The sequence below is a fragment of the Carnobacterium sp. genome, from assembly GCF_049673005.1.
Classification (GTDB): Bacteria; Bacillota; Bacilli; order Lactobacillales; family Carnobacteriaceae; genus Carnobacterium_A.
This window is the reverse complement of sequence record NZ_JBATXB010000004.1, coordinates 13441-38878: the sequence shown is the minus strand read 5'-3', so window position 1 is coordinate 38878 and position 25438 is coordinate 13441. Positions and strand designations below refer to the sequence as shown.

Below are 25438 nucleotides of genomic sequence, written 5' to 3'. Positions count from 1 at the left end.
TATTTTTATGCTTGAACGGGCGTCACTTTTTTCTCTAGTTTTCCTAATAAAAAATCTACTAATAAAGCCATCACTGTAACTGGTATAGTTCCAGCAAGGATAAATTCAGTACTAAATACATTTAACCCATTAAAAATAAAGTCCCCTAATCCACCTGCTCCGATATAAGATGCTAAAGTAGCCCATGCTATAACATAAACTCCAGAAAGTCGGATGCCAGCCATTATAACCGGAGCTGCTTGTGGCAATTCAACTAATCGAATCAAATCCATATCCGTCATTCCCATGCCTTTACCAGCATCTTTCAATCCTGCATCCACTCCATGTACACCAATAAACGTATTTCTTAAAATTGGCAATAAAGAATAGATAAATAGTGCAATAATAGCAGGTAATTTCCCAATACCTAATAATGGAATCATCAAAGCTAATAAAGCTAAGGAAGGAACAGTTTGCAAAATAGTTGCTAATCCAATAACAAATGACGATAGTCTTTTAAATCGAGTTAATACAATTCCTAGTGGAACAGCTACAATAACCCCTAGAGACAAAGCAATAATAGAAATATACAAATGTTCCCAAGTTTTTAACAATAGATCAGAACCATTGTTTGCAAAAAAATCAGCCATGTTTCTTCCCTCCTATTCTTTACTTTCTATTGATGTGAAAGATTCCATTTTGGTCTCATTTGGTATTTCTGCATCTTCACTATCGCCCCAAATTGTGTCATAAACAATATCAACTAGAGAAGCACGTGTAACAATACCTACTAAATGATCCTTATCGTCTACAACCGGTACGTTTTTAAACCCACGTTTTAAGATACGTTGAACAGTATCTCTTAAAAGAGTATCTTTTCTAACAAAATATACCTTGTTAGACATAATATCCCCTACACTGGTTGCTTTTTTTCTGTTTAAATCAATACTCTCAATATCAACATATCCTTTAAGTATACCAGCGTCATCTGTTACAAGTAGCGTATCTACTCGACGGTCACGCATGATTTTAATAGCGTCTGAAATAGATTTACCTGGAGTTACCGATGCAGGGTTTTTCAACATGACTTGTTCAACCGTTTGGATATTGGGTCTTGCTTGAATCAGACGATCTTCACCAATAAAATCTTCAACGAATTGATTTGCCGGAGCTGATAAAATATTATCCGGTGTATCAAATTGAACTACTTTTCCTTCTTGCATAATAACAATTCTATCCGCTAATTTTAATGCTTCATCCATATCGTGAGTTACAAAAACAATTGTTTTATCTAGTTCTTTTTGAAGTTCTTTAAGCAATTCTTGCAATGAATCTCTTGTAATTGGGTCTAATGCACCAAAAGGTTCATCCATTAAAATAATATCTTGATCTGCAGCCAAAGCCCGAATGACACCAATCCTTTGTTGTTGTCCTCCTGAAAGTTCAGATGGATAACGATCTAAGAAATCCAGTGGCAGATCCACTTTTTGTATCAAATCCTCTGCAATAGCTCTTTGTTTCTCTTGTGGCCATTTCATTAAACGTGGTACTAACACAATATTATTAAAGATTGTCATGTGTGGCATTAAACCAATTTGTTGAATAACGTACCCAATTTTACGACGCAATTGTACTGGGTCTTGCTTCATAATATCTTTACCATTAATTAAAATTTGACCTGATGTTGGCTCAATCATTCGATTTATCATTCTCATTGAAGTAGTTTTCCCACTTCCGCTTGTCCCAATAAAAACAATAAATTCTCCTTTGTTAAAAGAAAGATTAATATTTTCTGCAGCTTTTTTACCGCCTCTATAAATTTTTGAAACATTTTTAAATTCAATCATCGCTTCCACCCTCTTATTTTATTTCTTTTATATACTAAAATCTTGCACAATACATTACTATTATCCACTAAAATGTATACATTATCAAATTTGAGATATTTTTATGTAAAAATAATCAAATAGCTGAACAAAAAAACTTCCAAATAAATCGGAAGTTTTTTTGTTCAGCTATTTAATTTACAGCTTTATTTATTTATAGAATTGGAGAAAATAATCTTGAAAAGACCTGCTTAAATTTTAACCATCTTGATTGGTTATCTAGTATTTCTTGTGTTAACAGATAACTATTTTCAATATCTTTATAAAAAATATCTCTTTGCTGCTTTGCTATCTCATGATCATAGATAAATGCATTTACTTCAAAATTCAATTTAAAACTTCTAACATCAAAATTAGCAGTTCCTATTGAACATATCTCACCGTCAATAACGATTGTCTTGGCATGTAAAAAGCCATTATCGTAAATATATACTTCAGCTCCAGCAGCAATCATTTCAGCTGCATAATAGGTTGTAGCTCGATAAATGAAAGGATGATCCGGCTTATTTGGAATCATAATTTTAACATCTATTCCCGACATGACTGCTATTTCTAGTGTTTCCAGTAATGAATCATCTGGAACAAAATAAGGGGTTTGAATATATACCGACTCTTTAGCCATACTAATCATTTTAATGTAACCTTTTTTAATTTGCTGTATCTCTGTATCTGGTCCGCTCGAAACAATCTGCATATTCGTTTTCCCTTGTTTTTTTATCAACGGAAAATAATTTTCCTGATACTCTAACTTATGATGAGAGACAGTTGCATTCCAATCCATTAGAAATCTACTTTGTAACGGTAAAACTGCATTGCCTTCAATTTTCATATGAGTATCACGCCAATAACCAAATTTTTTGTATTCTCCTAAGTATTCATCACCAACATTGAATCCACCAGTATAACCAATTTTCCCATCAATAATAACGATTTTTCTGTGATTACGGTAGTTAAACCTTAAATTTATTATACTATAACGTGAGCCAAAAAATGATTCAGCATGGCCTCCTAAAGATTTTAGGTTCTTAAAGAAATTTGTTTTTAAAGAACGTGAGCCTAAAGCATCGTATATAACTAAAACTTCTACTCCTGCAGCTGCTCTATCTTCCAATGCTTCTAGAACTCTTCTGCCAATTTTATCATCTTTAAATATATAATAAATTAAATGAATATGATGCTTAGCTTCATATATATCCGCAATTAATGACTCATATTTTTTTTCCCCATCTGTAAAAAGTTGAACTTTATTCCCTTTAGTTAAGATAGATTCATCGCTTTCAAGAAATAAACTTGCCATTTCTTTAGAATTTTCTGATGCTTGTTTACTCGAAAGCAAGTCCTCATCATCAGCTAACAATTCTTTTTGTGCTTGCACTAATTCAGACATGCCGATACTCTCTTGTGCCTTGATATCAAATATTTTTTTTCTGGATAATTTATTCCCAATAAATAAATAAAATACAAAGCCAAACACAGGTAAAAACATTAAAACAACTAACCAAGCCCAAGTTGCTGCAATATCACGTTTCTCTCGAAAAACAGTAATGATAGCAAAAATAGTATTTAAGGTAATAATAATAGATGAGATAGATAAAAATAGTTGCATAGGCAGTCCTTTCAAATCTTTTTACTAATCTTACTATGTTATTCACTTTTTTACTAGTTTTAACAAAATATCTTGAGTAGTAAATTATTTTAGAAAACTTAAGTCATTCTACCCTATTTATTCTTCATCTTATTTTGCTTTAGTTGGTATAAACAAGTTAGGACTAGTCTTACTTAGTAATACTAAGACCATTGATGTAACAATCATAGTAGCTAACGCACTGCTTCCGTTTGCTACAAACGAATACAAAACTGGACTCATTCCTTCAGGAGCATAACTTCCCCAAAAATAATATCCCGCAACAAAATGCCAAAAAAAGCGAGAAATAGTTCCTATTATCGCTCCAATTGTAACATAATAGACTAATTTTATCGGTGTCTTATTTTTTAATGCAAGTTGAACTGGTTTAGAAAATAATCCTGCCATTCCTGCAAACATGAATGCTATAAAATATTCAATAAATCCTTGTATCAAACTCAAAATCGCAACATTACCTGTTAGATAGTGTAGTATACCCCATAAAAAACCTGCAGCTAAACCAGCTGTAGTACCTCTCCTTAGCGAATATAAAACTAAAGGTATCATACCCAACGAAATTGTAAATCCTGTACCTATATTTGTAGGTATCATAGATAAAACAATTGCCAATGCAGCTACAATTGTCCCTTCAATCCAAACCTGTAAACTAATATTTCTCATAAAAAAAATCCTCCTTAGAATGTGTTGAACAGTGCCACACATCAAAGGAGGAGCTAGAATGATTGGGTGAAAAATCATTTGCCCCGTCACAATCCCTACGCTCGTACTAACGAACAGGTTCGAAGGGTTAGAATCAAAGATTCAATCTCAGCTTTGCAGCACCCCTTTGTGATGGTTGTTCTATTTTATTATTTCTTCCTTAATTACTATAGTAAACCTTTTATATATTGTCAAGTTCACATTTTACTAGTAAAGATTTCATACTTATAAAACAGGTTATATTAAAATTTTTCTGATCCACTACTTGAATCTAAACCTGGTTCTAGTTCTGGTTCTGGTTCTGGTTCTGGTATTGATTCTTTATCTGGATCTTGATTTGATCCTTGATTTTCATTTTCTGAAGTATCTGATGAATCATCCGGTTCTATTGGTTTAGTGTCTGGATTTTTCTCTGGCACAGTTGGTTTCACCTCAACATTAGGTTTCGGTTTCGGTTTAGAATTGTCACTGGTAGATGGTTTCCATGGTTTTGTCGGCTTAGGTGAAACTGGCACCCAAGTATTTTGGTCTTCTTGAGAATTTATAGTAGAATTATTTTCTTCTTCACTATTATTTTGAGCTTCTCCTTCAGACTCCTTATTTATTTCTTCTTCTAGTAGGAGTGACTCTTCTAATTCTTTTTCTTCTTGTTCAATTAGATGCTCTTCAATGCTATCTAGTCGTTTCTCTTGTTCTTTTTTTATTTTTTTATTTTTAATAGCACGAACTTGTTTTTTTATCATTTCATATTGTTCTCTTGTAACATCATCTTTAACCTTTTCATCGTTCGATTCTTCAAAAAAAGTCATAAGTAACTTAATTATTTCTTGATTGTAATTAAACTGAGCATTTACTTCTATCACTATTCCATTTAACTTTTTATATAAAGTCTGAGATAAGGGTTCAACTTTTTTTAAAGCTTTAGTTGCTACCTTTATTTGACTTTGTTCTAAATCATCAGATAAAATACCATTTGCTAATAAAGATGTTAACGTAAGTTCTGTTTCATAAAATAAATTTGCGGTATTTACATCTTTCACTAATTTTGCATTAACTAAATTATTTGGTAAATTTTCAACTTTTTTCAAAGCGTCTTTTACTTGTTCACCAGTAATATTATCAGCTAGCTCTTCTTTTCTATTATCTTTAAACAAACCTTCAACCATTAATTTTATCGTCTCAGTTTCATCTAATTTCTCTCCAGTTTTATTCATTTTCTCTGCCTGAACAGACTTATTATAATGAACTCCTCCTATAATAACTATTGCTGTCACTATTATTAAACATACAAGTAAAATATTTTTTTTATTCATTTTTTTTCCTTTCAGTAAATTATTTTTTAATTAGTAATAGAGTTATAACTTATACGTTTAGTTTTTTTGAATAGATAAATTTAGATCTACCATTTTCTTTTATTCGTTTTTTTGTATCTCTAAAACCAGTTTTAAGATAAAGCATTTGACCACTAAGATTCTCATAGTCGACAGTAAGTATGATTTCATCTATGTTACTAAAATGCTTTTTAATATATTTAGGCAAAGCTTCTATAGATAATTTACCAAACCCTTTTTCTTGAAAACGTTCATCTATAGAATGATCTTTAAAGAAAAGACAGTTGCTATCCATTTGAAAGTTTTTAATAATTTTATTTTTTTGTAAAATAAAAAAACCGACTAAAATTTCGTTACTTAAAATTAATATTGGGTGTTTTTCTGTTTCATGTAGACTATTCGTCATCGCTTTTATTGGCCTATCTGCATACTGATTTTCTTCTAATAGGTAACTCTCTATAAGTGGTATATCTCCTACTGTTGCTTCCTTTAACTTAATTTCTTTGTATTCAATCATAACTTACACCACCAAATCTAATAAATTTTTTTTATGTATTAATCTATCTTCTTGTATTTATTTTAATCAACCGTATTAATCCCAAAAATTTTCAAAAACAATTTCCTAATAGTGTCTCTACTCTATTATCTTCCTATATATGCTCTTTTTATAATGACTAGTTTTTTGATAGTATTATCTTTTATCCTAATAAAAGATAATACAAAGGAAATTTATTAAAGTTAATAAATTTTTTTAATTCAACTAATAGTTTTATCCGATGAATCTAACTTTCCTTTAGTGTCTCAAAAACAATCAGCTTTGTCCATCTATTTCGAACACTAATTATTTGTTAGAAATCCTCTTTAGACCTATTCTAACAGTCTTTCTATTTTATTCTACTTATTTTACATCTAATTAAATATCTATCGTCATTTTATGGCAATAATTTATTTCATCTACTTATTTTTTTGTATCAAATTAATTAAATGAGAAAATACTTACCAAATTATAATTTTTCTCTCATAGCTCCTTTAAAGCAATGAAAACTTGCTGTTATTGATGATTCTTGCAAATCTGATTTGTTTTCATTTAAAGATTTACATGTTAAGCTATAATTGTGCTCACTTTCGGTATGGTTTTTTTAAAGACCTATTATTATTTTTTTTAATAAAACATTTTATTTATTTTCAAAGTTTGAAATAATTATTTTGTTTTTTTGTTCGCCTGTTAAAAATTTAGTTTAAAAATATATGTAGAAGGAGTCGGTTTTTTGACAAAGATTAAAGTAGAAAATGTTACAAAAATTTTCGGTAAAAAGAATGAACGTGTTTCTGAGCTTTTAGATCAAAACAAATCTAAACAAGAAATATTGAAGGAGACTGGCGTAACCGTCGGTGTTAATAATGTTAGTTTCACAATTGAAGAAGGTGAAGTTTTCGTTATTATGGGTTTGTCAGGTAGTGGCAAGTCAACTTTAGTTAGAATGTTAAATAGATTAATAGACACAACAAAAGGAAATATATATATCGATGGTGAAAACTTATCTACAATGAATAAAAAAGAGTTACGTGAAGTAAGACGTAAAAAAATGAGCATGGTTTTCCAAAACTTCGCACTTTTCCCTCAACGTACCATTCTTGAAAATACCGAATATGGTTTAGAAATACAAGGAATAGATAAAAAAGAAAGAACTAAAAAAGCTGTTCAAGCTTTAAAAAATGCCGGTTTAGGCGATTATGTTCATCAATATCCAAACCAATTATCTGGTGGTATGCAACAACGAGTTGGTCTAGCCCGGGCTTTAGCTAATAATCCAGAAATATTATTAATGGATGAAGCTTTCTCAGCTTTAGATCCATTGATTCGAAAAGAAATGCAGGATGAACTAGTAGAATTACAAGCAACTGTAAAGAAAACTATTATTTTTATTACTCATGATTTAAATGAGGCTTTAAGAATTGGTGATCGCATTGCTCTGATGAAGGATGGTGCTATCGTACAAATTGGCACACCTGAAGAAATTTTAATGACACCTGCAAATGACTATGTCGAGCGTTTTGTTGAGGATGTTGATCGTTCAAAGGTTTTAACTGCTGACAATATTATGAAACGACCTGAAACAATTAATATAAATAAACACGGTCCGCGCGTTGCACTAGAACAAATGAAACGTGAAGGAATCTCAAGTATTTTAGTCGTTGATGACAACCGCAACTTATTAGGTTATGTAACTGCTGAAGACGCTTCTGAAGCACGTAAACAGTCTATTACGAGTTTAAAATCTATTCTAAAACTAGACATACCAACAGTTAACAGAACTACGTCAATGAACGATATTTTTTCGGTTATTCATGATACTGTAACTCCAGTTGCCGTAGTAGATAATAAAAAATTAGTCGGAATTATCGTTAGAGGAGCAGTAATTGCTGCACTAGCCGGTGAAAGCGAGGAGGAATTAATCAATGAATAATATTTTAGACATAATTCCTAAACTACCAGTAGCAAATCAAATTGAAAACTTAACTGAATGGATAACGAAAACATTTTCATTTTTATTTAATCCTATTCAAACTTACTCAGAAATGTTTATGGACGCAATCACTAACTTTCTATTATTTATTCCCCCAATTATATTTATTCTTTTAATTGCATTGTTGGCATTTTTTGTCACTGGGAAAAAATTCGGATTAACTGTTTTTTCAGTTATAGGACTATGGTTTATTTATAACCAAGGTCACTGGGAAGATTTAATGAGTACCGTAACTTTAGTACTAGTAGCTAGTTTACTTTCAGTTATTATCGGAGTTCCGTTCGGAATATTAATGGCTAAAAGTACAATTGCTAATAATATATTAAAACCAGTTTTAGATTTTATGCAAACTATGCCAGCTTTTGTTTATCTTATACCAGCCGTTGCCTTTTTCGGAATCGGAATGGTCCCAGGAGTTTTTGCTTCTCTAATTTTTGCTATACCTCCTACTGTACGTTTTACTAATTTAGGTATTCGTCAAGTTTCTGCTGAACTCGTTGAGGCATCAGAAGCATTTGGTAGTACAGGGTTCCAAAAATTATTTAAAGTAGAACTGCCTCTTGCAACTTCTACGATTATGGCTGGAATTAACCAAACAGTTATGTTGGCATTATCAATGGTTGTTATTGCATCAATGATTGGAGCACCTGGATTAGGTAGAGAAGTTCTTTCTTCCTTACAACGCGCTCAAATCGGTACAGGATTCGTATCCGGAATTGGTTTAGTTGTATTAGCAATAATTATTGATCGTATCACTCAAAAATTAAGCAACAAAAGCAAGAAGTAGTAAAAAATATAAAAAAAGGTGGTTTTATTTTTGAAAAAAATTAATATTAAACGTTTGGGACTTGTAACTGGCCTTGCATTATCATTATTTGCTGCAGGTTGTTCATCAGATGATTCAAAGACATCAAAAGAAGATACAGTTGGAAAGGGTCAAGATATTGATCTTGCATATGTAGAATGGGATACAGAAGTAGCTTCTACGAACGTTATCGGTTCTGTATTAGAAGAATTAGGATACAATGTTAATTTAGTCCCACTTGACAATGCAGTTATGTGGGAAGCAATTGCAAATGGCGAAGCAGATGCTATGGTGGCTGGTTGGTTACCTGGTACTCATGGAGCTCAATACGAAAAGTACGGGGATGACCTTGAAAACTTAGGTGAGAACTTAAGTGGTGCTAAACTTGGTTTAGTTGTTCCTGAGTACATGAACGTCGATTCTATTGAAGACTTAACAGATGAAGCTAAGAAAACAATTACTGGAATTGAACCTGGTGCTGGTGTCGTAGCTGCAACAGAAACTACTATGAATGAATACGATAATTTAGGCGATTGGAAACTAGAAACTTCTTCATCTGGAGCGATGACCGTTGCTTTGAAACAAGCTATTGCAAATGAAGAGGAAATTGTTATTACTGGATGGTCTCCTCACTGGATGTTCGCAACATATGACTTAAAATACCTTAATGATTCTAAAGAATCTTATGGTGGAGAAGAAACAATTAACACAATGGTTAGAAAAGATTTAGAAAAAGATATGCCTGAAGCATACAAAGTTTTAGATCAATTTAACTGGACAACTGACGATATTGAGTCAGTCATGTTAGCTATTAGCGATGGTGAAGATCCAAAAGATGCTGCAAATGCATGGATTGAAGATCATCCTGAAGAAGTTGCAACTTGGACTAAAGGCGTAACTAAATAATCATATTGAAGAAACTATTTAGTAAATTGAATATGATGTAAAAAAAGCTAGATTCCCAAATTGGGAATCTAGCTTTTTTTGTTAATAAATTAATACCTTTACCTTTTTGTAACTATCTTAAAATAAATAACTACTCTTCTTAAGACGCTTGTACAACTTTCACTCTATATCTACCTAAGTTACAGTTATTTCATTATTAAGCTCTTAAGGCGCCTAGAATAGGTAACAGAGCTAAACCAAGACTACTTTAGTACAAATAATAAATAATCTCCTTCCACTATCTATCTTTTGTGGAAGGAGATTATTTTTATGTTTTTTAGTTTCTTCTATTGCGAGAACTTGTTTCCATAATAATTGGTAGAATTACAGGTCTTCTTCTTGTTTGTTCAAATAAATATTTGCTCAGTGCGTCTCTAATTTCTTGTTTTAGACGGCTCCATTCAAATTCTTTATGATTTAAGTTATCTTCTACAACTTTTTTAACAATTTCGTTACTTGATTCAATGAGATCAGTGTTTTCTTTAACATAAACAAATCCTCGTGTCATTACTTCAGGACCTGACATAATTTTGCCCTTCTTACGGCTTATGGTAACCACAGCAACAAATATACCGTCTTCAGATAATAACTTACGGTCTCTTAAAACAATGTTTCCAATATCTCCAATACCAATACCGTCAACCATTGTATTTCCAGCTGTAACTTGCCCTGACATAGACATACGGCCTGCCTTAAATTCTACAACATCCCCTTTTCCAGGAATAAAAATATTTTTAAAAGGAATGCCTACTTCGTGAGCTAACTTAGCGTGCGCAGCTAAACGTCTATACTCTCCTGTAACAGGAACGAAGTACTTTGGTTTAATAAGATTTATCATTAATTTCAAATCGTTTGGTGTCGCATGACCTGAAGCTTTTATATTGTCAGAAATTTGTTTTACTTCTCCTCCAGCACGATAAATCATATTCTTAGTTTTGTTAACCGTCACTTCCATACTAACAGAAGGACTAGTAACAATATAAACCAAGTCTCCTTCTTTAATATTTATTTGTAAATGTTTACCCATTGCCATTCTTTGGAGAGTTTTAATTGGTTCGCCTGTCGTACCGGTTTCTAAAATTACAATCTCATTGTCTGGATATTTTTCTATATCGTCGATTGACACAATCAAGTCTTCACTAGGTAAATGTATTTTTTTCAACTTCATTGCAACATCTACAATTTCTTCTACTTGCTTTCCAGTAAAAAATATTTTCTTGCCAGATTTATATGCAGCATCCATTACTTGTTGAATGCGTAAGATATTACTAGCAACACTAGCTACAATTATGCGCTCTTTAGTATTACGAAATGTATCTTCTACTTGTTCAGCAACTTTATAATCACTCATATTTTCAATAGAACTCTCTGCTTCGCTCGAATCACTTAATAGAGCTAATACTTTTGTTTTTCCGATATCACTTATTTTAGCTAAATCAGTCTGATATGCTGGAGTTGCACTTTGATCAAATTTAAAATCACCAGTATAAACAACACTACCTTCATCTGTTTTTAGCGTTATACCTACTGAATCTGGTATAGTATGCGTTGTTCTAAAAAATCCTAGAACAGCATGTTCAAATTCAATTTCAGTATTCTCATCAACAATATGGTAATCATTAAAAGCACTTACCTGGCTATCTTTTTCTACAAATAATTTTGCCAGTGCAATCGTTAATTCTGTACCAAAAACTGGTACATCAAACTTTTGAAGAAAATAAGGTAGTGCTCCTATTGCATCTTCGTGTCCGTGTGTTAAAAATACCCCAGTTACACGATCTTTATTTTCTTCTAAATAACTAAAATCAGGAATAACGACATCTATTCCTAACAACTCTGTTTCTGGATACATCAAACCACAATCCAAAACAAATATTTCTTCATCAACTTCAACAACGTACATATTCTTTCCGTTTTCGCGTACGCCACCTAGCGGAATTATTTTAATGTTACTCATTTCTTCACCTCTATTTCTTCCTATTTTTAAATCATTTTTTATCTGAATTTAAACTGTCTAATATGGTTTTAGCTTCTTCTTTTGTGCAGTCTACTAATGGCAATCTTACACTTCCTACTGCTATTCCTCGGTTATTTAAAACCATTTTTACTGGAGCAGGAGATGGAACTGAAAAAAGACTATTCATTTTTGGTATTAATTGACGGTGTTGATTTGCAGCTTCTTGCAAGTTATTTTTCTCAAGATGATCGTACATCTCTTTCATCTCGTTGCCTAAAACATGACTTGCTACAGAAATAACACCTGTGGCTCCTATACATTTTGCAGGAAAAGTTAGGTTATCTTCACCAGTGTAAACCAAAAAATCATCAGTTGTATTTTCGATGATTTCACTCATTGCATCTAACCCCATGCATTCTTTAACACCGATAATATTTTTTATAGTTGCTAAACGAATAGTTGTTGCTGGATCAATCGATACACTTGTTCTACCTGGCACATTATAAATAATAATCGGTAACAATGTGTTTTTAGAAACCGCCTCAAAATGAGCATACAGACCAGCTTGATTGGGTTTATTATAATAAGGTGCTACAACTAGTACAGCATCAATTCCCTTGATGGATTCAACTTCTTTTGTAAACGAAATTGTTTCTGCGGTATTATTTGTCCCAGTTCCCACAATAACAGGAACACGCCCATTAATTATTTCTACTGATTTTTTATATAAGTCTAATTTTTCGTCGTGAGATAGGGTTGGCGATTCTCCTGTTGTACCACCAATAACAAGGCCTTCGCTTCCATTGTTTAATAGATAATCGATTAAATTTTCTAATTTATCAAAATCTATTTTTCCCTTTTCATCAAAAGGAGTTGTCATTGCTGTTATAACTCGTGCATTTGTTAAATTCATTAAAGACACCTTCTCTTTCATGATTAATTCATTTTATTTTTTATTAAACTCATAGTGTGTAATTTTTCAGCAATTTGAACTGAATTTAACGCTGCACCTTTGATTAAATTATCTGATACAACCCACAAATGATACCCTGTTTTCACATCTATATCTTGCCTAATTCTACCAACAAATGTTTCTTTTTTCCCATCTGCTGTTAATGGAGTTGGATACAACTGAACGGAGGGATCATCTTGCAATTCTACTCCTGGTGCTGTTTCTAATACTTCTTTTATACCAGCAACTGTCGCTGACTCATCGACAACTTCGATATAAATAGATTCTGAGTGACCAGAAACTACTGGTACACGTACACAAGTAGCTGATATTTTAATTTCATTATCTGACATGATTTTTTTTGTTTCATTTATCATTTTCCACTCTTCGTAAGTATAACCTTCTTCTGCGAATAAATCGATTTGTGGCAAAATATTAAACGCAATAGGATAATGTTTTTTATCTCCTCCTGAAGGAAGTATAATTGCCTCATAGGTTTCGTTATTAAGCATTTTTCGAGCCTGATCTTTCATTTCTTTAACCGCAGCTATACCAGCACCACTAACTGCCTGATAAGTTGAAACAATAATTCGACTTAATCCATATTTTTTACGGATAGGATCTAAAGCTACCATCATTTGAATAGTAGAACAATTTGGGTTTGAAATGATCCCATTATGCTGTTTTAGCGCTTCAGGATTAACTTCAGGAACAACTAACGGAACAGTAGGATCCATACGATAAGCACTTGTGTTGTCAATAACAATTGCTCCACGTTTTACTGCTTCTGGAGCGAATTGTTTCGAAACATCTCCACCGGCACTAAATAAAGCGATGTCTACTCCGTCAAAAGCTTCAGGTGTTGTCTCTTCAATAACCAACTCTGAACCATTAACCATCAATTTTCTTCCTGCTGATCGTTTTGAAGCAAGAACTTTAATTTCGCGAATCGGTAAAGCTGAGCTTTCAAGCATTTCGATCATTTTAGTGCCCACCGCTCCTGTTGCTCCGACTACAGCTATCGTGTATTTATTCATTTAGTTATTACTCCTTTACAAAACTTCTCGAATTTATTATTTATATTCTAATTTACCCCACAAACGTAACCAATATATATTTTAGCATAAATAGCAAAGAAATCATACATATGTAGATTATTGCATTTATTCAAATAATAGTTAAACCTATAGAATAAATTTAGTGGTAGAATAGAACAAACAAAAAAAGATATAAAGGAGAACAAATGAAAAATAAAAAGAAAATAATTATTTGGTTTACATTAGCACTACTGGTTTTATTTACTGTTGGGTCCATCACACTTAGAAATCTTACTTATCAACCCTCTTCTTCAGCTTTTGAAGCAGCAATTAATCATGCTTCCTATACTGTTGGGACGACAGATGATGTAATTTATTTCAAACCTAAAAAGCAACCCCTTCCCATTTCAGTTATTTTCTATCAAGGCGCGCTCGTCGATCAAAAAAGTTATAGCATTTGGGCTTCAAAACTAGCTACTGAAGGTTATCCAGTATACTTAATTCATCACCCTTTTAATTTAGCTGTTACTGATAAAGATAAGGCTCATTTGATTATTGACGATTATAATATTAAGGATTACGTTATAGGTGGTCACTCTTTGGGTGGAGTAATGGCTAGTCGTTATGCTCATGATACACAAATAGATCCTGCAACAGATATGGGGTTATTAAGAGGAGTATTTTTCTTAGCTAGTTATCCTGATAATAAAGGCAGCATAGAAAATGAAGCTTTACCTGTTTTATCAGTAGTTGGATCAAAAGATGGAGTTTTAGATCAACAATCTTATTTAGAAAGTAAAAAGTTCTTACCAAGTAAGACGCTATATTCTTCTATACAAGGCGGAAACCATGCTGGTTTTGGAAGTTACGGAAAACAAAAAGGAGACGCAAATGCCACTATTAGTAATAAAGATCAACAAGAAAAACTTTTTATTATTCTTTCTTCTTGGCTCAATAGAATTAAGTAAGTTCTATTCTATTGAGCTCTAAAATAACAGATTTAACTAACTCATTATTAAAAAAAAGTAGACCGCAATTCTGCAGTCTACTTTTTTTATTTTAGTCTTCTTTTTTCAATAGTGCTTTAACAGAAAGATTAATTCTACCTTGTTTGTCAATTTCAACAACTTTAACGTCTAAAACTTGACCCATAGACAATACATCTTCTACTTTAGCAACGCGCTCATTAGCTAATTCAGAAATGTGTGCTAATCCATCTTTCCCTTTAGCAATTTCAATGAAAGCACCAAATTTTTCAATTCGTTTAACTGTACCTGAATATACTTTCCCAATTTCGATATCTTTAGTCAATTCTTCAATAATTTCTTTTGCACGTTTTATCATTGATGCATTTTCTGAAGCAATACTAATTTTACCTTCTTGGTCGATATCAATTTTAACGCCAGTTTCTTCTATAATCGCATTGATTTGATCTCCACCACGGCCAATAACGACTTTAATTTTTTCTGGTTTAATTTGCATCATTTCAATTTTTGGCGCATATTCACTCAACTCTTTATGTGGTTCAGAAATAGTTGAAATTAATTCATCTAAGATTTCTAAGCGAGCTTTTTTAGCCTGAGTTAATGCTTCTTCTAAAATTTGTGGTGTGATTCCTTGAATCTTAATATCCATTTGTAAAGCAGTAATTCCATCTTTGGTTCCAGCTACTTTAAAGTCCATGTCACCTAAGTGATCTTCAAGTCCTTGAATATCTGTTAAAACCGTATAGTTTTCATCTTCCATTACTAATCCCATAGCAATTCCGGCTACTGGAGCTTTAATTGGTACACCTGCGTCCATTAAAGCTAAGGTTCCAGCACATATACTAGCTTGAGATGATGAACCGTTTGACTCTAAAACTTCCGAAACTAAACGAATCATGTACGGAAAATCTTCTTCATTAGGAATAACTTGTGCCAATGCTCTTTCTCCCAGAGCTCCGTGACCAATTTCACGACGTCCAGGCCCACGATTAGGTCCTGTACTTCCTACTGAGAATTGTGGGAAGTTATAATGATGAATAAATCTTTTACTCTCTTCGATCCCTAGTCCATCAATAATTTGATGTTCTCCAAGTGGAGCAAGTGTTGCAACTGTCAAAGCCTGTGTTTGTCCACGTGTGAATAGACCGGAACCATGCGTTCTTGGTAATAGCCCCACTTCTGAAGATAATGAACGTATTTCATCAATTTTACGGCCATCTGGACGAATTTTATCAACCGTAATCAGACGACGAACTTCATCTTTTTCCATATTTTCAACGATCGTTTTAATTTCTTTTTTAATACGACCAGCTTCTTCATGATCTTGATATTTTTCGTTATAGAATAAGATAGCTTCTTCTTTCACAGCTTCAATGTTTTCTTCACGTGCTAGTTTTTCTTCTGTTTTAATTGCTGTACTCATTTTTTCTTTATAAGTATCATTTACTTCTTTTTCAAGTTCTGAATCAATTGCTAACAAAGAAACTTCTATCTTTGCTTTACCCACTGCTCGCTTAATTTCTTCTTGGAACGCAACAAGTTCTTGAATAGCCGCATGCCCAAATAATAAAGCACCTAGCATATCTTCTTCTGAAACTTCTTTAGCTCCACTTTCAACCATATTTATAGCTGTTTTTGTTCCTGCAACAGTTAAATGAATATCTGAAAGAGCTTCTTGCTCAACTGTAGGATTGATAATGTATTCTCCATTAACACGTCCAACATCAACACCAGCAATAGGGCCTGCAAAAGGAATGTCTGAAATAACTAGAGACAATGACGAACCAAACATTGCTGAAAACGATGGTGAACAATCTTTCTCAACTGACATAACAGTATTGGTTACTTGAACTTCATTACGAAATCCATCAGCAAACATCGGGCGTATTGGGCGGTCAATTAGTCGGGCAGTTAACGTAGCTGCTTCGCTCGGACGACCTTCACGCTTAATAAACCCACCAGGTATCTTACCTACTGAATACATTTTTTCTTCATAATTCACAGTTAATGGGAAAAAGTCCACATCTTTTGCTTTCTTACTTGCTACTGCTGCTGATAATACAGCTGTATCACCATATCTAATTAACGCTGCTCCATTAGCTTGCTTAGCTAATTGACCAACTTCAACTGTTAACGTACGACCTGCCCACTCTTTAGTGAAAATTTGTTTTTCTGACATAAATTATTGTTCTCCTTTTTTTCAAACTACCATTCATTTTACCAAACAGACTACTAAACAAATGTCAATCTCTAATCTATTAAAAACTCACATTTGTATAGTAGGATGGTTAACGGAACGTGCAGTTTTGATTTTTTTATACCATTTACTAGATTATGCAAAAAATAAAGCGAGATTCCTGCGAACCTCGCTTTATAATAAGACAATCATTTTTAACGACGTAGGCCTAATCTTTGGATTAGTTCGCTATAACGACTAGCATCTTTATTACGTAAGTATGCTAATAAGTTACGACGGTGACCAATTTTCTTCATAAGTCCACGGTATGAGTGGTGATCTTTTTTGTGAACACGTGCATGTTCGTTTAAGTGATTAATTTCTGCAGTTAATACAGCAACTTGTACTTCTGGAGAACCAGTATCTCCTTCGTGTGTTGCGTACTCTCTCATAATCTCGTTCTTTCTTTCTTTAGAAATAGCCATTTCTAAACACCTCTTCCTTTTAGTTTATCCTATTACTGAGTAGACGTTGGTGAGTCGTTTAACCAAGTAATGGATGTATGTTATACATTTACAAACATTACATGATATTAGAGATAAATGCAAGTATTAATTCTCTAAAAACTAGGTTTATTCTATTTCAATTTATATCGCTCTTTATTTATATTGAGCAGTTAGTTCAAGTACAATATCTCTTAAATTGGCAGCTTTTTCAAAATCAAGCGCTTTTGCTGCTTCATGCATTTCTTTTTCCATATTTTTTATTAATTCTCTTCTTTCTTGTTTCGTCATTTTGGCTACTTTTTTAGAAGAAAGACCTTCTTTTGCTTCACCTGAGACAGCTGTAGTAATGGAGATTAGATCACGTACTTCTTTGATGATTGTTGTTGGTGTTATGTTATGTTTTTCATTGTAAGCTTTTTGTGTTTCACGACGTCTTTCTGTCTCTCCTATTGCAGCTTTCATTGAATCAGTAACTCGATCAGCATACATGATTACTCTCCCGTTTTGGTTACGAGCTGCTCGGCCAATAGTTTGTACCAATGAACGCTCACTCCTTAAGAAGCCTTCTTTGTCTGCATCTAATATGGCAATCAAAGAGACTTCAGGAACATCAATGCCTTCTCTTAATAAATTTATACCAATTAACACATCATAAATACCTAACCGTAAGTCACGAATAATTTCTGTTCTTTCTAATGTCTTAATATCACTATGAAGATAAGAAACTTTTATACCAACCTCTTTTAAATAGTCGGTTAAGTCTTCAGACATTTTTTTTGTTAATGTAGTAATAAACGTTCGTTCATTTCTTTCTACTCTCTTATTAATTTCAGTTATTAAATCATCGATTTGTCCTTTAATTGGGCGTACTTCAATTAGTGGATCAAGCAAACCAGTTGGGCGAATAATTTGTTCTACAACCTCTGGAGTGCGTTCCAGCTCATACGGACCAGGTGTTGCAGAAATGTACATAATTTGATTAACATGGTTTTCGAACTCCTCTAAACGCAAGGGTCTATTATCCAAGGCACTTGGCAAACGGAATCCATATTCAATTAGCCGTTCTTTCCTTGCTCTATCTCCGTTATACATCCCTCTAATTTGAGACATTGTAATATGAGATTCATCAATCACAATTAAAAAATCCTCTGGAAAAAAATCTATTAGAGTGTATGGGGGTTGACCAGGTTTTCTACCATCCATATGCCTAGAGTAGTTTTCTATACCTGAGCAATAACCCATTTCTAAGAGCATCTCTAAATCATAATTGGTTCGCTGTTCTAAACGTTGTGCTTCAATTAATTTATCTTCTGCACGCAAAACTTTTAAACGGTCTTCTAATTCTTTTTGGATAGTTACCACAGCATTTCTTGTTTGTTCATCATTTGCTACAAAGTGAGTAGCGGGAAAAACGGGCACATGTTGAATTTCAGTTTTGATTTCTCCAGTTAAAACATCTACTTCTGTAATACGGTCAATTTCATCCCCAAAAAATTCTACTCTCACAGCTTCGCTGTCTCTAGAAGCTAAAAATATTTCAACAACATCCCCACGTACTCTAAAATTACCACGTTGAAAATCAATATCATTTCGTTCAAATTGCATATCAACTAATCGTCTTAACATATCATCCCTTTTCATTTCAGTCCCTACACGTAATGACAAAACATGGTCTCGATAATCGATTGGATTTACTAGACCAAAAATACACGAAACAGAAGCCACAACAATAACATCACGACGCTCTAATAAAGAGCTTGTAGCTGAATGACGTAATTTGTCAATTTCATCATTAACACTTGATTCTTTTTCAATAAAGGTATCGCTAGAAGGCACATAAGCTTCAGGTTGGTAATAATCATAGTAACTAACAAAATATTCAACTGCGTTTTCAGGAAAAAACTCTTTAAATTCACTGTATAACTGACCAGCTAAAGTTTTATTATGCGCAATAACCAAAGTTGGTTTATTTACCTCTTGAATGACGTTAGATACTGTAAAAGTTTTCCCAGTTCCAGTTGCGCCTAATAAAGTTTGTTCTTTTTTCCCTTCTCCAATCCCTTTAACTAATTCTTTAATAGCATTGGGCTGATCTCCACCAGGTTCATAATTAGATACTAACTTAAATTGATCTTTTTCCATTTTAGTTTCACATCCTGTTTTTTATAATTTTCACAAAATAAAATTTATCTTATTCTTTAAACTACTAGTTTACCACTGAACGTACGTTCTTACAATGATAAGGGACTTCTACTTTTTAGCGAATAGATAGTTTAGGCTAGCGGGGGTTTTCATACTAGCCATATAAAATTAGCTTTATATTTCAAAAAAACCTTTATTTCTAGTTATTTTTATGGTATAGTGAAAGATGTATTAAAAGTAAGTATGTAGTTTTATATAAATAGTTTTAAAGAAATTTATTCACACTGGCGCAGTTATGGAACTGTAAGGACATAAAAGAGGTTGGGTTTATGTTGTATAAATGAGAAATCAATTAATATAATTTGACTAGTATTTTCCCCGAATAACTTTATAAATATTTATTTTTAATTAGAAAGCCACTCCATTGCGGAGTGGCTTTCGTCAATTTTATAGATAAAAAAAGACCACAAACATGGCAAACATGTCTGTGGCTCTCATAAAAACGAGTTAACTGTACTATCTTATTTAGCTAATTTAGCTGTTAAACGAGATTTGTCACGGTTAGCTTTATTTTTATGAATCAATCCTTTAGATGCAGCCATATCAATGGCTCTGATTGCTTGTTTGTGTAACGCTTCAGTATTATCATCCCCAGCTTCATTAGCTTGAACGAATTTTTTGATAGCAGTACGCATAGCGCTCTTTTGAACGTTATTTGCTAAAGCAGATTTTTCTGAAGTACGAACGCGTTTGATTGCAGATTCGATGTTTGGCATTTGATTCACCCCACTTTCAATTAATTACAACTTAAAATAGATTATTCCAGTTGTTTCCCACGTTAATCATTATACATAATGAAAGACCTCATTGCAATATAAACTGTAAAGTTTTTTTACTTGATAGCTATTAGGTGTTTATTATTATCCTATTGAATAGTTCCTTGCAAATTGTAAAACAAATAACTCGAATTGCATATTTTTTTCACCTTGACCCGTTTTTAGGCGGTATTCTGTTTCTATTAAACCATTATAAGCGTCAGCTAAAACTTTTTTGCTAAAAGGTCTCATATGTTGGATGCTCAACTTAATTCTATAAGGATGAACCTTTAAAATTTTAGCAATATCACCTTGCTGATACCCTCTCTTTTCAAGAATTTTCACTTGTAATAGCAACCGAAATTGAGATGTCATAATAGCATTAATTTTAATAGGATCTTCTTTTTGCAATAGTAAATCGTGGTATAATTCTAAAGCAAGTCCTACTTTTTTTTTCAAAACATAGTCATTTAAGGAAAAAATATTCTGCTCAAGCGATTTGGTTATTAATTCTGAAACAGCATCCTTAGTAATGTATTTATTTTCTTGCCCATATAAAAGTAATTTTGGTAGTTCAGACATCGCCACAGAAAGTTTTGCATCCGTTAGTTGAATAAACAACTCAAAAGCTTCAGGTGATATTTTAAACTCTTCATTCTCAATAGTCGTCTTTAAATAACTTCTCATCTCTTTTTCTGATAAAATAGGTGTTTCAATGATCACCGCATTTTTCTTTAATAGCTTGCTTATTTTCTTGCGATCGTCTAATTTCTCATAGGGAGCAAAAATCACAAAGATTGTCGTCGCTGAAGGTTTTATCAAATAGTTTTCAAACCATTTGATATCATGTTCAAATTTCGGTTTACCCTTATCTCCTGTTAAAAAGATCGGTCGATCAACAATAACTAATCGGCGATCTCCAAAAAAAGGTACAGACTCTGCATCTTCTAAAGCTACTCCTAAGGGAACCTCCTCCATGTCATAAATTCCTAAGTTTAAGTCAATTTCATCTTTTTTTAAAATAGAATGGATAAAAGTTTCTCGAGCTATTCTATTCAAATAAGATTCTGTTCCTAAAATTAAATAAATTGGTGCAATTTTGTTAGTTTTTAATTTTGCCATTTCTTTTGAAAAATTCAATGTACGCCACCACTTTCTTCTCCTTCTTACATGGTACAAATCTTAAATATATTTTGCAAGCTCAATCAATCTTTACTTTCAATTAACGTGTGAAAAGATTCTTTAACCACCCATTTCCCTATCTTTAAATATTCATAATGAATAGCTCCACTCATATCTGTTCGATAAATATGCGTATTTTTATTGCTTATCCGATTAATTACTTCTGAATTAGGATGGTTGTAACGATTGTTCAGTCCACAAGAAATTATCGCATAGCTTGGTTGTATGTTATTTAGAAAATCTTCACTAGAAGATGTTTTACTTCCGTGGTGTGCTACTTTTAAAACATCTACTTTTAGATTAGGATATTCTCGGATTAATTGTTTTTCTCCCTCTTCAATATCACCTGTAAACAACCAATAATAGGAGCCTATTTTGCCATGTAAAACCATAGAATCATTATTTTCTCCTTCTCCTTGAGTTAATGGCCATAATATAGCTAAACTTGGAGTGACATAGGTTAAAGCATTTCTCGAAGCTTTAATTTCACGAATAGACGTCTCTGAATTAGCTATCTTTAAAACAGTGTTTTGAAAGGACGGTTTAGTTAGTGCTCCTATTGGGAATAATAATTCTTTAACTTTAATTGATTGTGTCATCTCTAATAATGCGCCATAGTGATCTTCATCCCCATGAGAAATCAGAACTTTATCTAAGCTAGATATTCCTTGAGATTTTAATGAAGGTATAACTATTCGTTCTGCTATTGAAGATGGGTTCTTTTTCTCTTGCCATTTCTTTTTTTCAAAAGTTAAAGACCCACCAGTATCGATTAAATAGCTTCCCTTACCAAATGATTCTTTTACTAGTAGTGCATCTCCTTGTCCAACATCAATTACTATTACTTTATCATATGGCGAATAACGCTGGTAACAGCTAAACAATAATAAAGAAGTCATTAATAGAATAATACTCCTTATTCGCATTTTATTATTCTTTCCATCTGTTTCTAAAGATAGAATAAAAAAGATTAAAGAAATAATAAATATAAAAGTTAAAAAAATAGGTACTCTACCAGTTATTATTGTAATAAATGGTAAGTTACTTATTTTTTCTACAATTTTTTCAATAATTGTTAAAAAATTTTCTAAACTTACTAAAGTATGTTGAAAAAAGGGACTTGAATAAAATAGAACAGATAAAAATAACAATAAAATAAAAACAGGCAATAATATCCAGGTAAAAAGAGGAACAAATAATAAATTAGAAAAAACTCCAATCCATGAAAATTCAAAAAAATGGTAGGATAAAATTGGTATTGAAACTAACATCAAAATAAATGAAATTGTGAAATTTAAATAAAGTGGATGTCTTGGTATAGTAAAATATGTTTGTGTCAAAATCAATAAAATAAAGCTTAAAAGATAACTTAATTGAAAACCTATCGAAAAAACTTGATAGGGATTAATAATTAGAGTCGATATCAACGTCCACGACCAAGCATCTAAACTAGAGATAATTATTTTTAAATATGAACTTATCAATAAAATAAGGGCCATTATGATTGCTCGATATACGCTTGTTCCCCACCCTGTTAAATTTCCGTAAAAAGGCAAAAGAATTAACATTATATATACAGTTTTCTCTTTAGTGAGGCCAATTCTCCATAACAAATAAACTAAACCTGTTAAAAAAAATTGTATATGTAAACCAGAAATACTCAATAAATGTATAATTCCTATTTTTTTAAACTGCTGTACCGTTGCCTTATCAAAAGAACCTAAATCAGCAAAAAGAAGCGTCTTCATATATTGAGATGTTTTTATTGTCATCTTTTCATCAATATATTTTAAGATTTTACTTCTCATGTTTTTTGGCGCAACTTTATTTAAAACAGATAGCTTAGGTTGTTCTATAGAATGAATAGTATCTGCCATTAAAATCCAATGAATTTTTTTATGGTATAGATAGGATTGGTAACTAAATTGATATTGATTTCTATTCTCTCCTGGTATTTCTAACTTACCCGTGATGGTAACCATAATTGATTTATCCTGTGACTCCCACATGTTTTTCTCTTCTAGCGATTGGAGTGTATAAAAGACAACAATTTTTTCAGAAAATTTAGTATGATGATTTGTCTGTTTGATTATCCCATCAAATTGAAGTTGATCTCCATCTATTTTAATTTGATCAGGTGTGACTTTTATTATAAATGTATGATCTTGAGGTGTTAAATCTGTCGTATTCGTCCACTGATGAAAACTAGTAGATAGAATAATAAGACCAGTTAAAAGTAACGATCCTATAATTAATTGTTTTCTTTTTGTCGCAAAAATACGGAGTAAGAAATAAATGAAAAGAGCTACTGTTATCCAAGACGCTGATGTTAAAATTAATAAAGAACCAACAAGACAAAGTATGGCCGAAAACAAGAAATAACTTCTCATTTTTTAAATTAGATAATGATTCTGTGTATAGCGATTTTTGTAAAAAAAGTCATAGGCTAAAATTCTAATTCTTTGAAAAAGTGTTCTGATAAAAAAACTTTTTCACATTGAACTTGGGCTTGTTCAATCAGCTTTAATGCATAGTCATTATTATGATAATCTTCTAAATAATATATTTTATTTATACCTGCTTGAAGAATCATTTTTGTGCACTGAAGACAGGGAAAATGAGTTACATAGATTTCTGCGCCTTCTGTTTGTGCACCAAACTTTGCACACTGTAAAATTGCGTTCATTTCAGCATGTATCGTTCGAAGACAATGTCCTTCAACAACATAGCATCCTTCATCGATACAATGCTTGTCCCCGCTTACAGAGCCATTATACCCACCAGCAATAATTCTTCTTTCTCTAACTATCGTAGCACCAACTGTCAGCCTAGTACATGTGCTTCTTAAAGAAAGCAATAAGCTTTGTGACATGAAATATTGATTCCACGGAATTCTTTCTACCATTACTATTTCCTCCAATCTAATCTGATTTAGTTATAATATAATAATTGATAGTCTAGTCTATATTTCTATCAGTATACAAAAGCTTTTGTATCTTTTCAATCTTTCATTAAAAAATTAATCTATGCCCACACTAATAGAATCAGCCAATACTTCGAATGTTTTATCGCCAATACCAGAAACCTCTTTTAATTCATCTATTGATTTAAACGAACCATGTTCTTGTCTATATTCTAAAATTCGTTCAGCTTTTTTTTCTCCAATACCTGTCAATGTTTGTAATTGAGTCATATCTGCTGTATTTAAATTTACTTTTCCTATCTCCGTAACCTTTGTTTCGGTTGGTATGCTGACAACTACTGGTGCTATTTCCTCTCTTTCACTTGCTTCTTCGTCTTCTTTTTCTGCTTCTACTCCAATCGTTGGTATTGTAATCATCATTTGATCTGTTAGCTTTTGAGAAAGGTTAACCATACTTTGATCAGCTGTAGTTAAAAACCCTCCTGCCATAGTAATAACGTCAGTCAAACGTGTTTCTGAGGTTATTTCATAAACTCCTGGTGATTTAATAGCTCCTTTTATATCAACAAAAATATACTTTTCTACCTCTATATTACTTTCTAAAAGTAATTCTTCATTATTCTTATTCGAACCTATGTTGCTTTGTAATTCAGAAGGATTGCTCATGTAGTAATCACCTAAGGACTCATTCGCTAAATCTGATTTTCTTGGACTAGAGAGAAGGCTAAAAATCAATAGTATTATAACTAGCAAAAGTATAAAAATTGTCGTAATTGCAACTATGATTCTTCTCTCCGATAACCATTCTTTTATCAGATCATACATAAATTAGCGCACTCCTTTCTATTTATCGTGTCTCTAATAGATTATCCGCAGTGATAGAACGGATACGTTTTTTAATTTTTATAAATGATAAAAAATAAACTTCTTAGGAATTGTTATCT

The 25438-nt window shown here is 32.3% G+C and carries 19 protein-coding genes, 1 pseudogene and 1 riboswitch; of the genes and pseudogenes, 3 read left to right on the top strand and 17 right to left on the bottom strand.

All coding sequences use genetic code 11. The annotated features are described in order from the left end of the window. Positions 1 to 5: 5 nt before the first annotated feature. The 6 genes from WBF61_RS00455 to WBF61_RS00430 form a co-directional block, all read right to left on the bottom strand. Positions 6 to 629 carry an ABC transporter permease gene (locus tag WBF61_RS00455; RefSeq protein ID WP_424252946.1) on the bottom strand — a complete coding sequence of 208 codons (624 nt, stop codon included), beginning with the start codon at positions 627 to 629 and terminating at the stop codon, positions 6 to 8. Positions 630 to 641: 12 nt separating this feature from the next. After that, positions 642 to 1826 (bottom strand): betaine/proline/choline family ABC transporter ATP-binding protein, encoded by a 1185-nt coding sequence (locus WBF61_RS00450; RefSeq protein ID WP_424252944.1) that lies wholly within the window; start codon positions 1824 to 1826, stop codon positions 642 to 644. A 193-nt stretch (positions 1827 to 2019) separates the two neighbouring features. Further along, positions 2020 to 3471 carry a cardiolipin synthase gene (gene cls / locus WBF61_RS00445; RefSeq protein WP_424252942.1) on the bottom strand — a complete coding sequence of 484 codons (1452 nt, stop codon included), beginning with the start codon at positions 3469 to 3471 and terminating at the stop codon, positions 2020 to 2022. A 129-nt stretch (positions 3472 to 3600) separates the two neighbouring features. Next, positions 3601 to 4170: an energy-coupled thiamine transporter ThiT gene (gene thiT / locus WBF61_RS00440; protein WP_424252940.1), complete on the bottom strand. Its 570-nt coding sequence runs from the start codon at positions 4168 to 4170 to the stop codon at positions 3601 to 3603. Positions 4171 to 4245: 75 nt separating this feature from the next. Continuing rightward, positions 4246 to 4346: riboswitch (TPP riboswitch) on the bottom strand. A 105-nt stretch (positions 4347 to 4451) separates the two neighbouring features. Next, positions 4452 to 5522, bottom strand: a complete 1071-nt coding sequence (locus tag WBF61_RS00435) for a hypothetical protein (protein ID WP_424252938.1) — start codon at positions 5520 to 5522, stop codon at positions 4452 to 4454. A 49-nt stretch (positions 5523 to 5571) separates the two neighbouring features. Further along, positions 5572 to 6057, bottom strand: a complete 486-nt coding sequence (locus tag WBF61_RS00430) for a GNAT family N-acetyltransferase (RefSeq protein ID WP_424252937.1) — start codon at positions 6055 to 6057, stop codon at positions 5572 to 5574. Between the two features lie 751 nt (positions 6058 to 6808). On the opposite strand from WBF61_RS00430, the gene WBF61_RS00425 reads away from it, so the two are divergent. Together WBF61_RS00425 and WBF61_RS00420 are read left to right on the top strand one after the other, a co-directional pair. Next, positions 6809 to 8008 carry a quaternary amine ABC transporter ATP-binding protein gene (locus WBF61_RS00425; RefSeq protein WP_424252935.1) on the top strand — a complete coding sequence of 400 codons (1200 nt, stop codon included), beginning with the start codon at positions 6809 to 6811 and terminating at the stop codon, positions 8006 to 8008. After that, positions 8001 to 9779: pseudogene (locus WBF61_RS00420) on the top strand (ABC transporter permease/substrate binding protein). The gene WBF61_RS00425 and the pseudogene WBF61_RS00420 overlap by 8 nt, the downstream one beginning before the upstream one ends. Before the next feature lie 316 nt (positions 9780 to 10095). Here WBF61_RS00420 and WBF61_RS00415 read toward each other — a convergent pair. From WBF61_RS00415 to WBF61_RS00405, 3 genes are read right to left on the bottom strand one after another with little or no spacing between them, the layout of a single operon-like run. Beyond that, positions 10096 to 11775 (bottom strand): ribonuclease J, encoded by a 1680-nt coding sequence (locus WBF61_RS00415; protein ID WP_424252933.1) that lies wholly within the window; start codon positions 11773 to 11775, stop codon positions 10096 to 10098. Between the two features lie 31 nt (positions 11776 to 11806). Next, positions 11807 to 12688, bottom strand: coding sequence for a 4-hydroxy-tetrahydrodipicolinate synthase (gene dapA, locus WBF61_RS00410; RefSeq protein WP_424252931.1), 882 nt, complete (start codon positions 12686 to 12688; stop codon positions 11807 to 11809). 23 nt (positions 12689 to 12711) lie between these two features. Continuing rightward, positions 12712 to 13764, bottom strand: a complete 1053-nt coding sequence (locus WBF61_RS00405) for an aspartate-semialdehyde dehydrogenase (RefSeq protein WP_424252930.1) — start codon at positions 13762 to 13764, stop codon at positions 12712 to 12714. A gap of 206 nt (positions 13765 to 13970) precedes the next feature. Here WBF61_RS00405 and WBF61_RS00400 point away from each other — a divergent pair, with 206 nt between their 5' ends. After that, a complete protein-coding gene (locus WBF61_RS00400; protein ID WP_424252928.1) occupies positions 13971 to 14732 on the top strand; it encodes an alpha/beta hydrolase in 762 nt (253 codons plus the stop codon). A 91-nt stretch (positions 14733 to 14823) separates the two neighbouring features. Here the strand turns inward: WBF61_RS00400 and pnp are convergent, their stop codons facing one another. The 8 genes from pnp to WBF61_RS00360 form a co-directional block, all read right to left on the bottom strand. Beyond that, on the bottom strand, positions 14824 to 16929 hold the full coding sequence (gene pnp / locus WBF61_RS00395) for a polyribonucleotide nucleotidyltransferase (protein WP_424252926.1): 2106 nt from the start codon (positions 16927 to 16929) through the stop codon (positions 14824 to 14826). A gap of 212 nt (positions 16930 to 17141) precedes the next feature. Beyond that, on the bottom strand, positions 17142 to 17411 hold the full coding sequence (gene rpsO, locus WBF61_RS00390; protein ID WP_424252924.1) for a 30S ribosomal protein S15: 270 nt from the start codon (positions 17409 to 17411) through the stop codon (positions 17142 to 17144). 174 nt (positions 17412 to 17585) lie between these two features. Next, complete coding sequence (gene uvrB / locus WBF61_RS00385) at positions 17586 to 19574, bottom strand: excinuclease ABC subunit UvrB (protein ID WP_424252922.1); 1989 nt, start codon at positions 19572 to 19574, stop codon at positions 17586 to 17588. Between the two features lie 521 nt (positions 19575 to 20095). Further along, entirely contained in the window at positions 20096 to 20350 is a 255-nt protein-coding gene (gene rpsT / locus WBF61_RS00380; RefSeq protein WP_424252920.1) for a 30S ribosomal protein S20, read from the bottom strand. A 144-nt stretch (positions 20351 to 20494) separates the two neighbouring features. After that, on the bottom strand, positions 20495 to 21529 hold the full coding sequence (gene holA / locus WBF61_RS00375; RefSeq protein ID WP_424252918.1) for a DNA polymerase III subunit delta: 1035 nt from the start codon (positions 21527 to 21529) through the stop codon (positions 20495 to 20497). A 65-nt stretch (positions 21530 to 21594) separates the two neighbouring features. Then, on the bottom strand, positions 21595 to 23946 hold the full coding sequence (locus tag WBF61_RS00370) for a DNA internalization-related competence protein ComEC/Rec2 (RefSeq protein WP_424252916.1): 2352 nt from the start codon (positions 23944 to 23946) through the stop codon (positions 21595 to 21597). Positions 23947 to 24017: 71 nt separating this feature from the next. Then, positions 24018 to 24476 carry a ComE operon protein 2 gene (locus tag WBF61_RS00365; RefSeq protein WP_424252914.1) on the bottom strand — a complete coding sequence of 153 codons (459 nt, stop codon included), beginning with the start codon at positions 24474 to 24476 and terminating at the stop codon, positions 24018 to 24020. 114 nt (positions 24477 to 24590) lie between these two features. Next, positions 24591 to 25319 (bottom strand): helix-hairpin-helix domain-containing protein, encoded by a 729-nt coding sequence (locus WBF61_RS00360; protein WP_424252912.1) that lies wholly within the window; start codon positions 25317 to 25319, stop codon positions 24591 to 24593. Positions 25320 to 25438 lie beyond the last annotated feature (119 nt).

Coding starts and splice junctions, on each gene's coding strand:
- WBF61_RS00400 (WP_424252928.1), top strand. CDS start 13,971: ATGAAAAATAAAAAGAAAATAATTATTTGGTTTACATTAGCACTACTG.
- WBF61_RS00365 (WP_424252914.1), bottom strand. CDS start 24,476: ATGGTAGAAAGAATTCCGTGGAATCAATATTTCATGTCACAAAGCTTA.
- WBF61_RS00430 (WP_424252937.1), bottom strand. CDS start 6,057: ATGATTGAATACAAAGAAATTAAGTTAAAGGAAGCAACAGTAGGAGAT.
- WBF61_RS00450 (WP_424252944.1), bottom strand. CDS start 1,826: ATGATTGAATTTAAAAATGTTTCAAAAATTTATAGAGGCGGTAAAAAA.
- WBF61_RS00435 (WP_424252938.1), bottom strand. CDS start 5,522: ATGAATAAAAAAAATATTTTACTTGTATGTTTAATAATAGTGACAGCA.
- WBF61_RS00415 (WP_424252933.1), bottom strand. CDS start 11,775: ATGAGTAACATTAAAATAATTCCGCTAGGTGGCGTACGCGAAAACGGA.
- rpsT (WP_424252920.1), bottom strand. CDS start 20,350: ATGCCAAACATCGAATCTGCAATCAAACGCGTTCGTACTTCAGAAAAA.
- WBF61_RS00455 (WP_424252946.1), bottom strand. CDS start 629: ATGGCTGATTTTTTTGCAAACAATGGTTCTGATCTATTGTTAAAAACT.
- thiT (WP_424252940.1), bottom strand. CDS start 4,170: ATGAGAAATATTAGTTTACAGGTTTGGATTGAAGGGACAATTGTAGCT.
- pnp (WP_424252926.1), bottom strand. CDS start 16,929: ATGTCAGAAAAACAAATTTTCACTAAAGAGTGGGCAGGTCGTACGTTA.
- WBF61_RS00360 (WP_424252912.1), bottom strand. CDS start 25,319: ATGTATGATCTGATAAAAGAATGGTTATCGGAGAGAAGAATCATAGTT.
- rpsO (WP_424252924.1), bottom strand. CDS start 17,411: ATGGCTATTTCTAAAGAAAGAAAGAACGAGATTATGAGAGAGTACGCA.
- dapA (WP_424252931.1), bottom strand. CDS start 12,688: ATGAATTTAACAAATGCACGAGTTATAACAGCAATGACAACTCCTTTT.
- WBF61_RS00405 (WP_424252930.1), bottom strand. CDS start 13,764: ATGAATAAATACACGATAGCTGTAGTCGGAGCAACAGGAGCGGTGGGC.
- cls (WP_424252942.1), bottom strand. CDS start 3,471: ATGCAACTATTTTTATCTATCTCATCTATTATTATTACCTTAAATACT.
- uvrB (WP_424252922.1), bottom strand. CDS start 19,574: ATGGAAAAAGATCAATTTAAGTTAGTATCTAATTATGAACCTGGTGGA.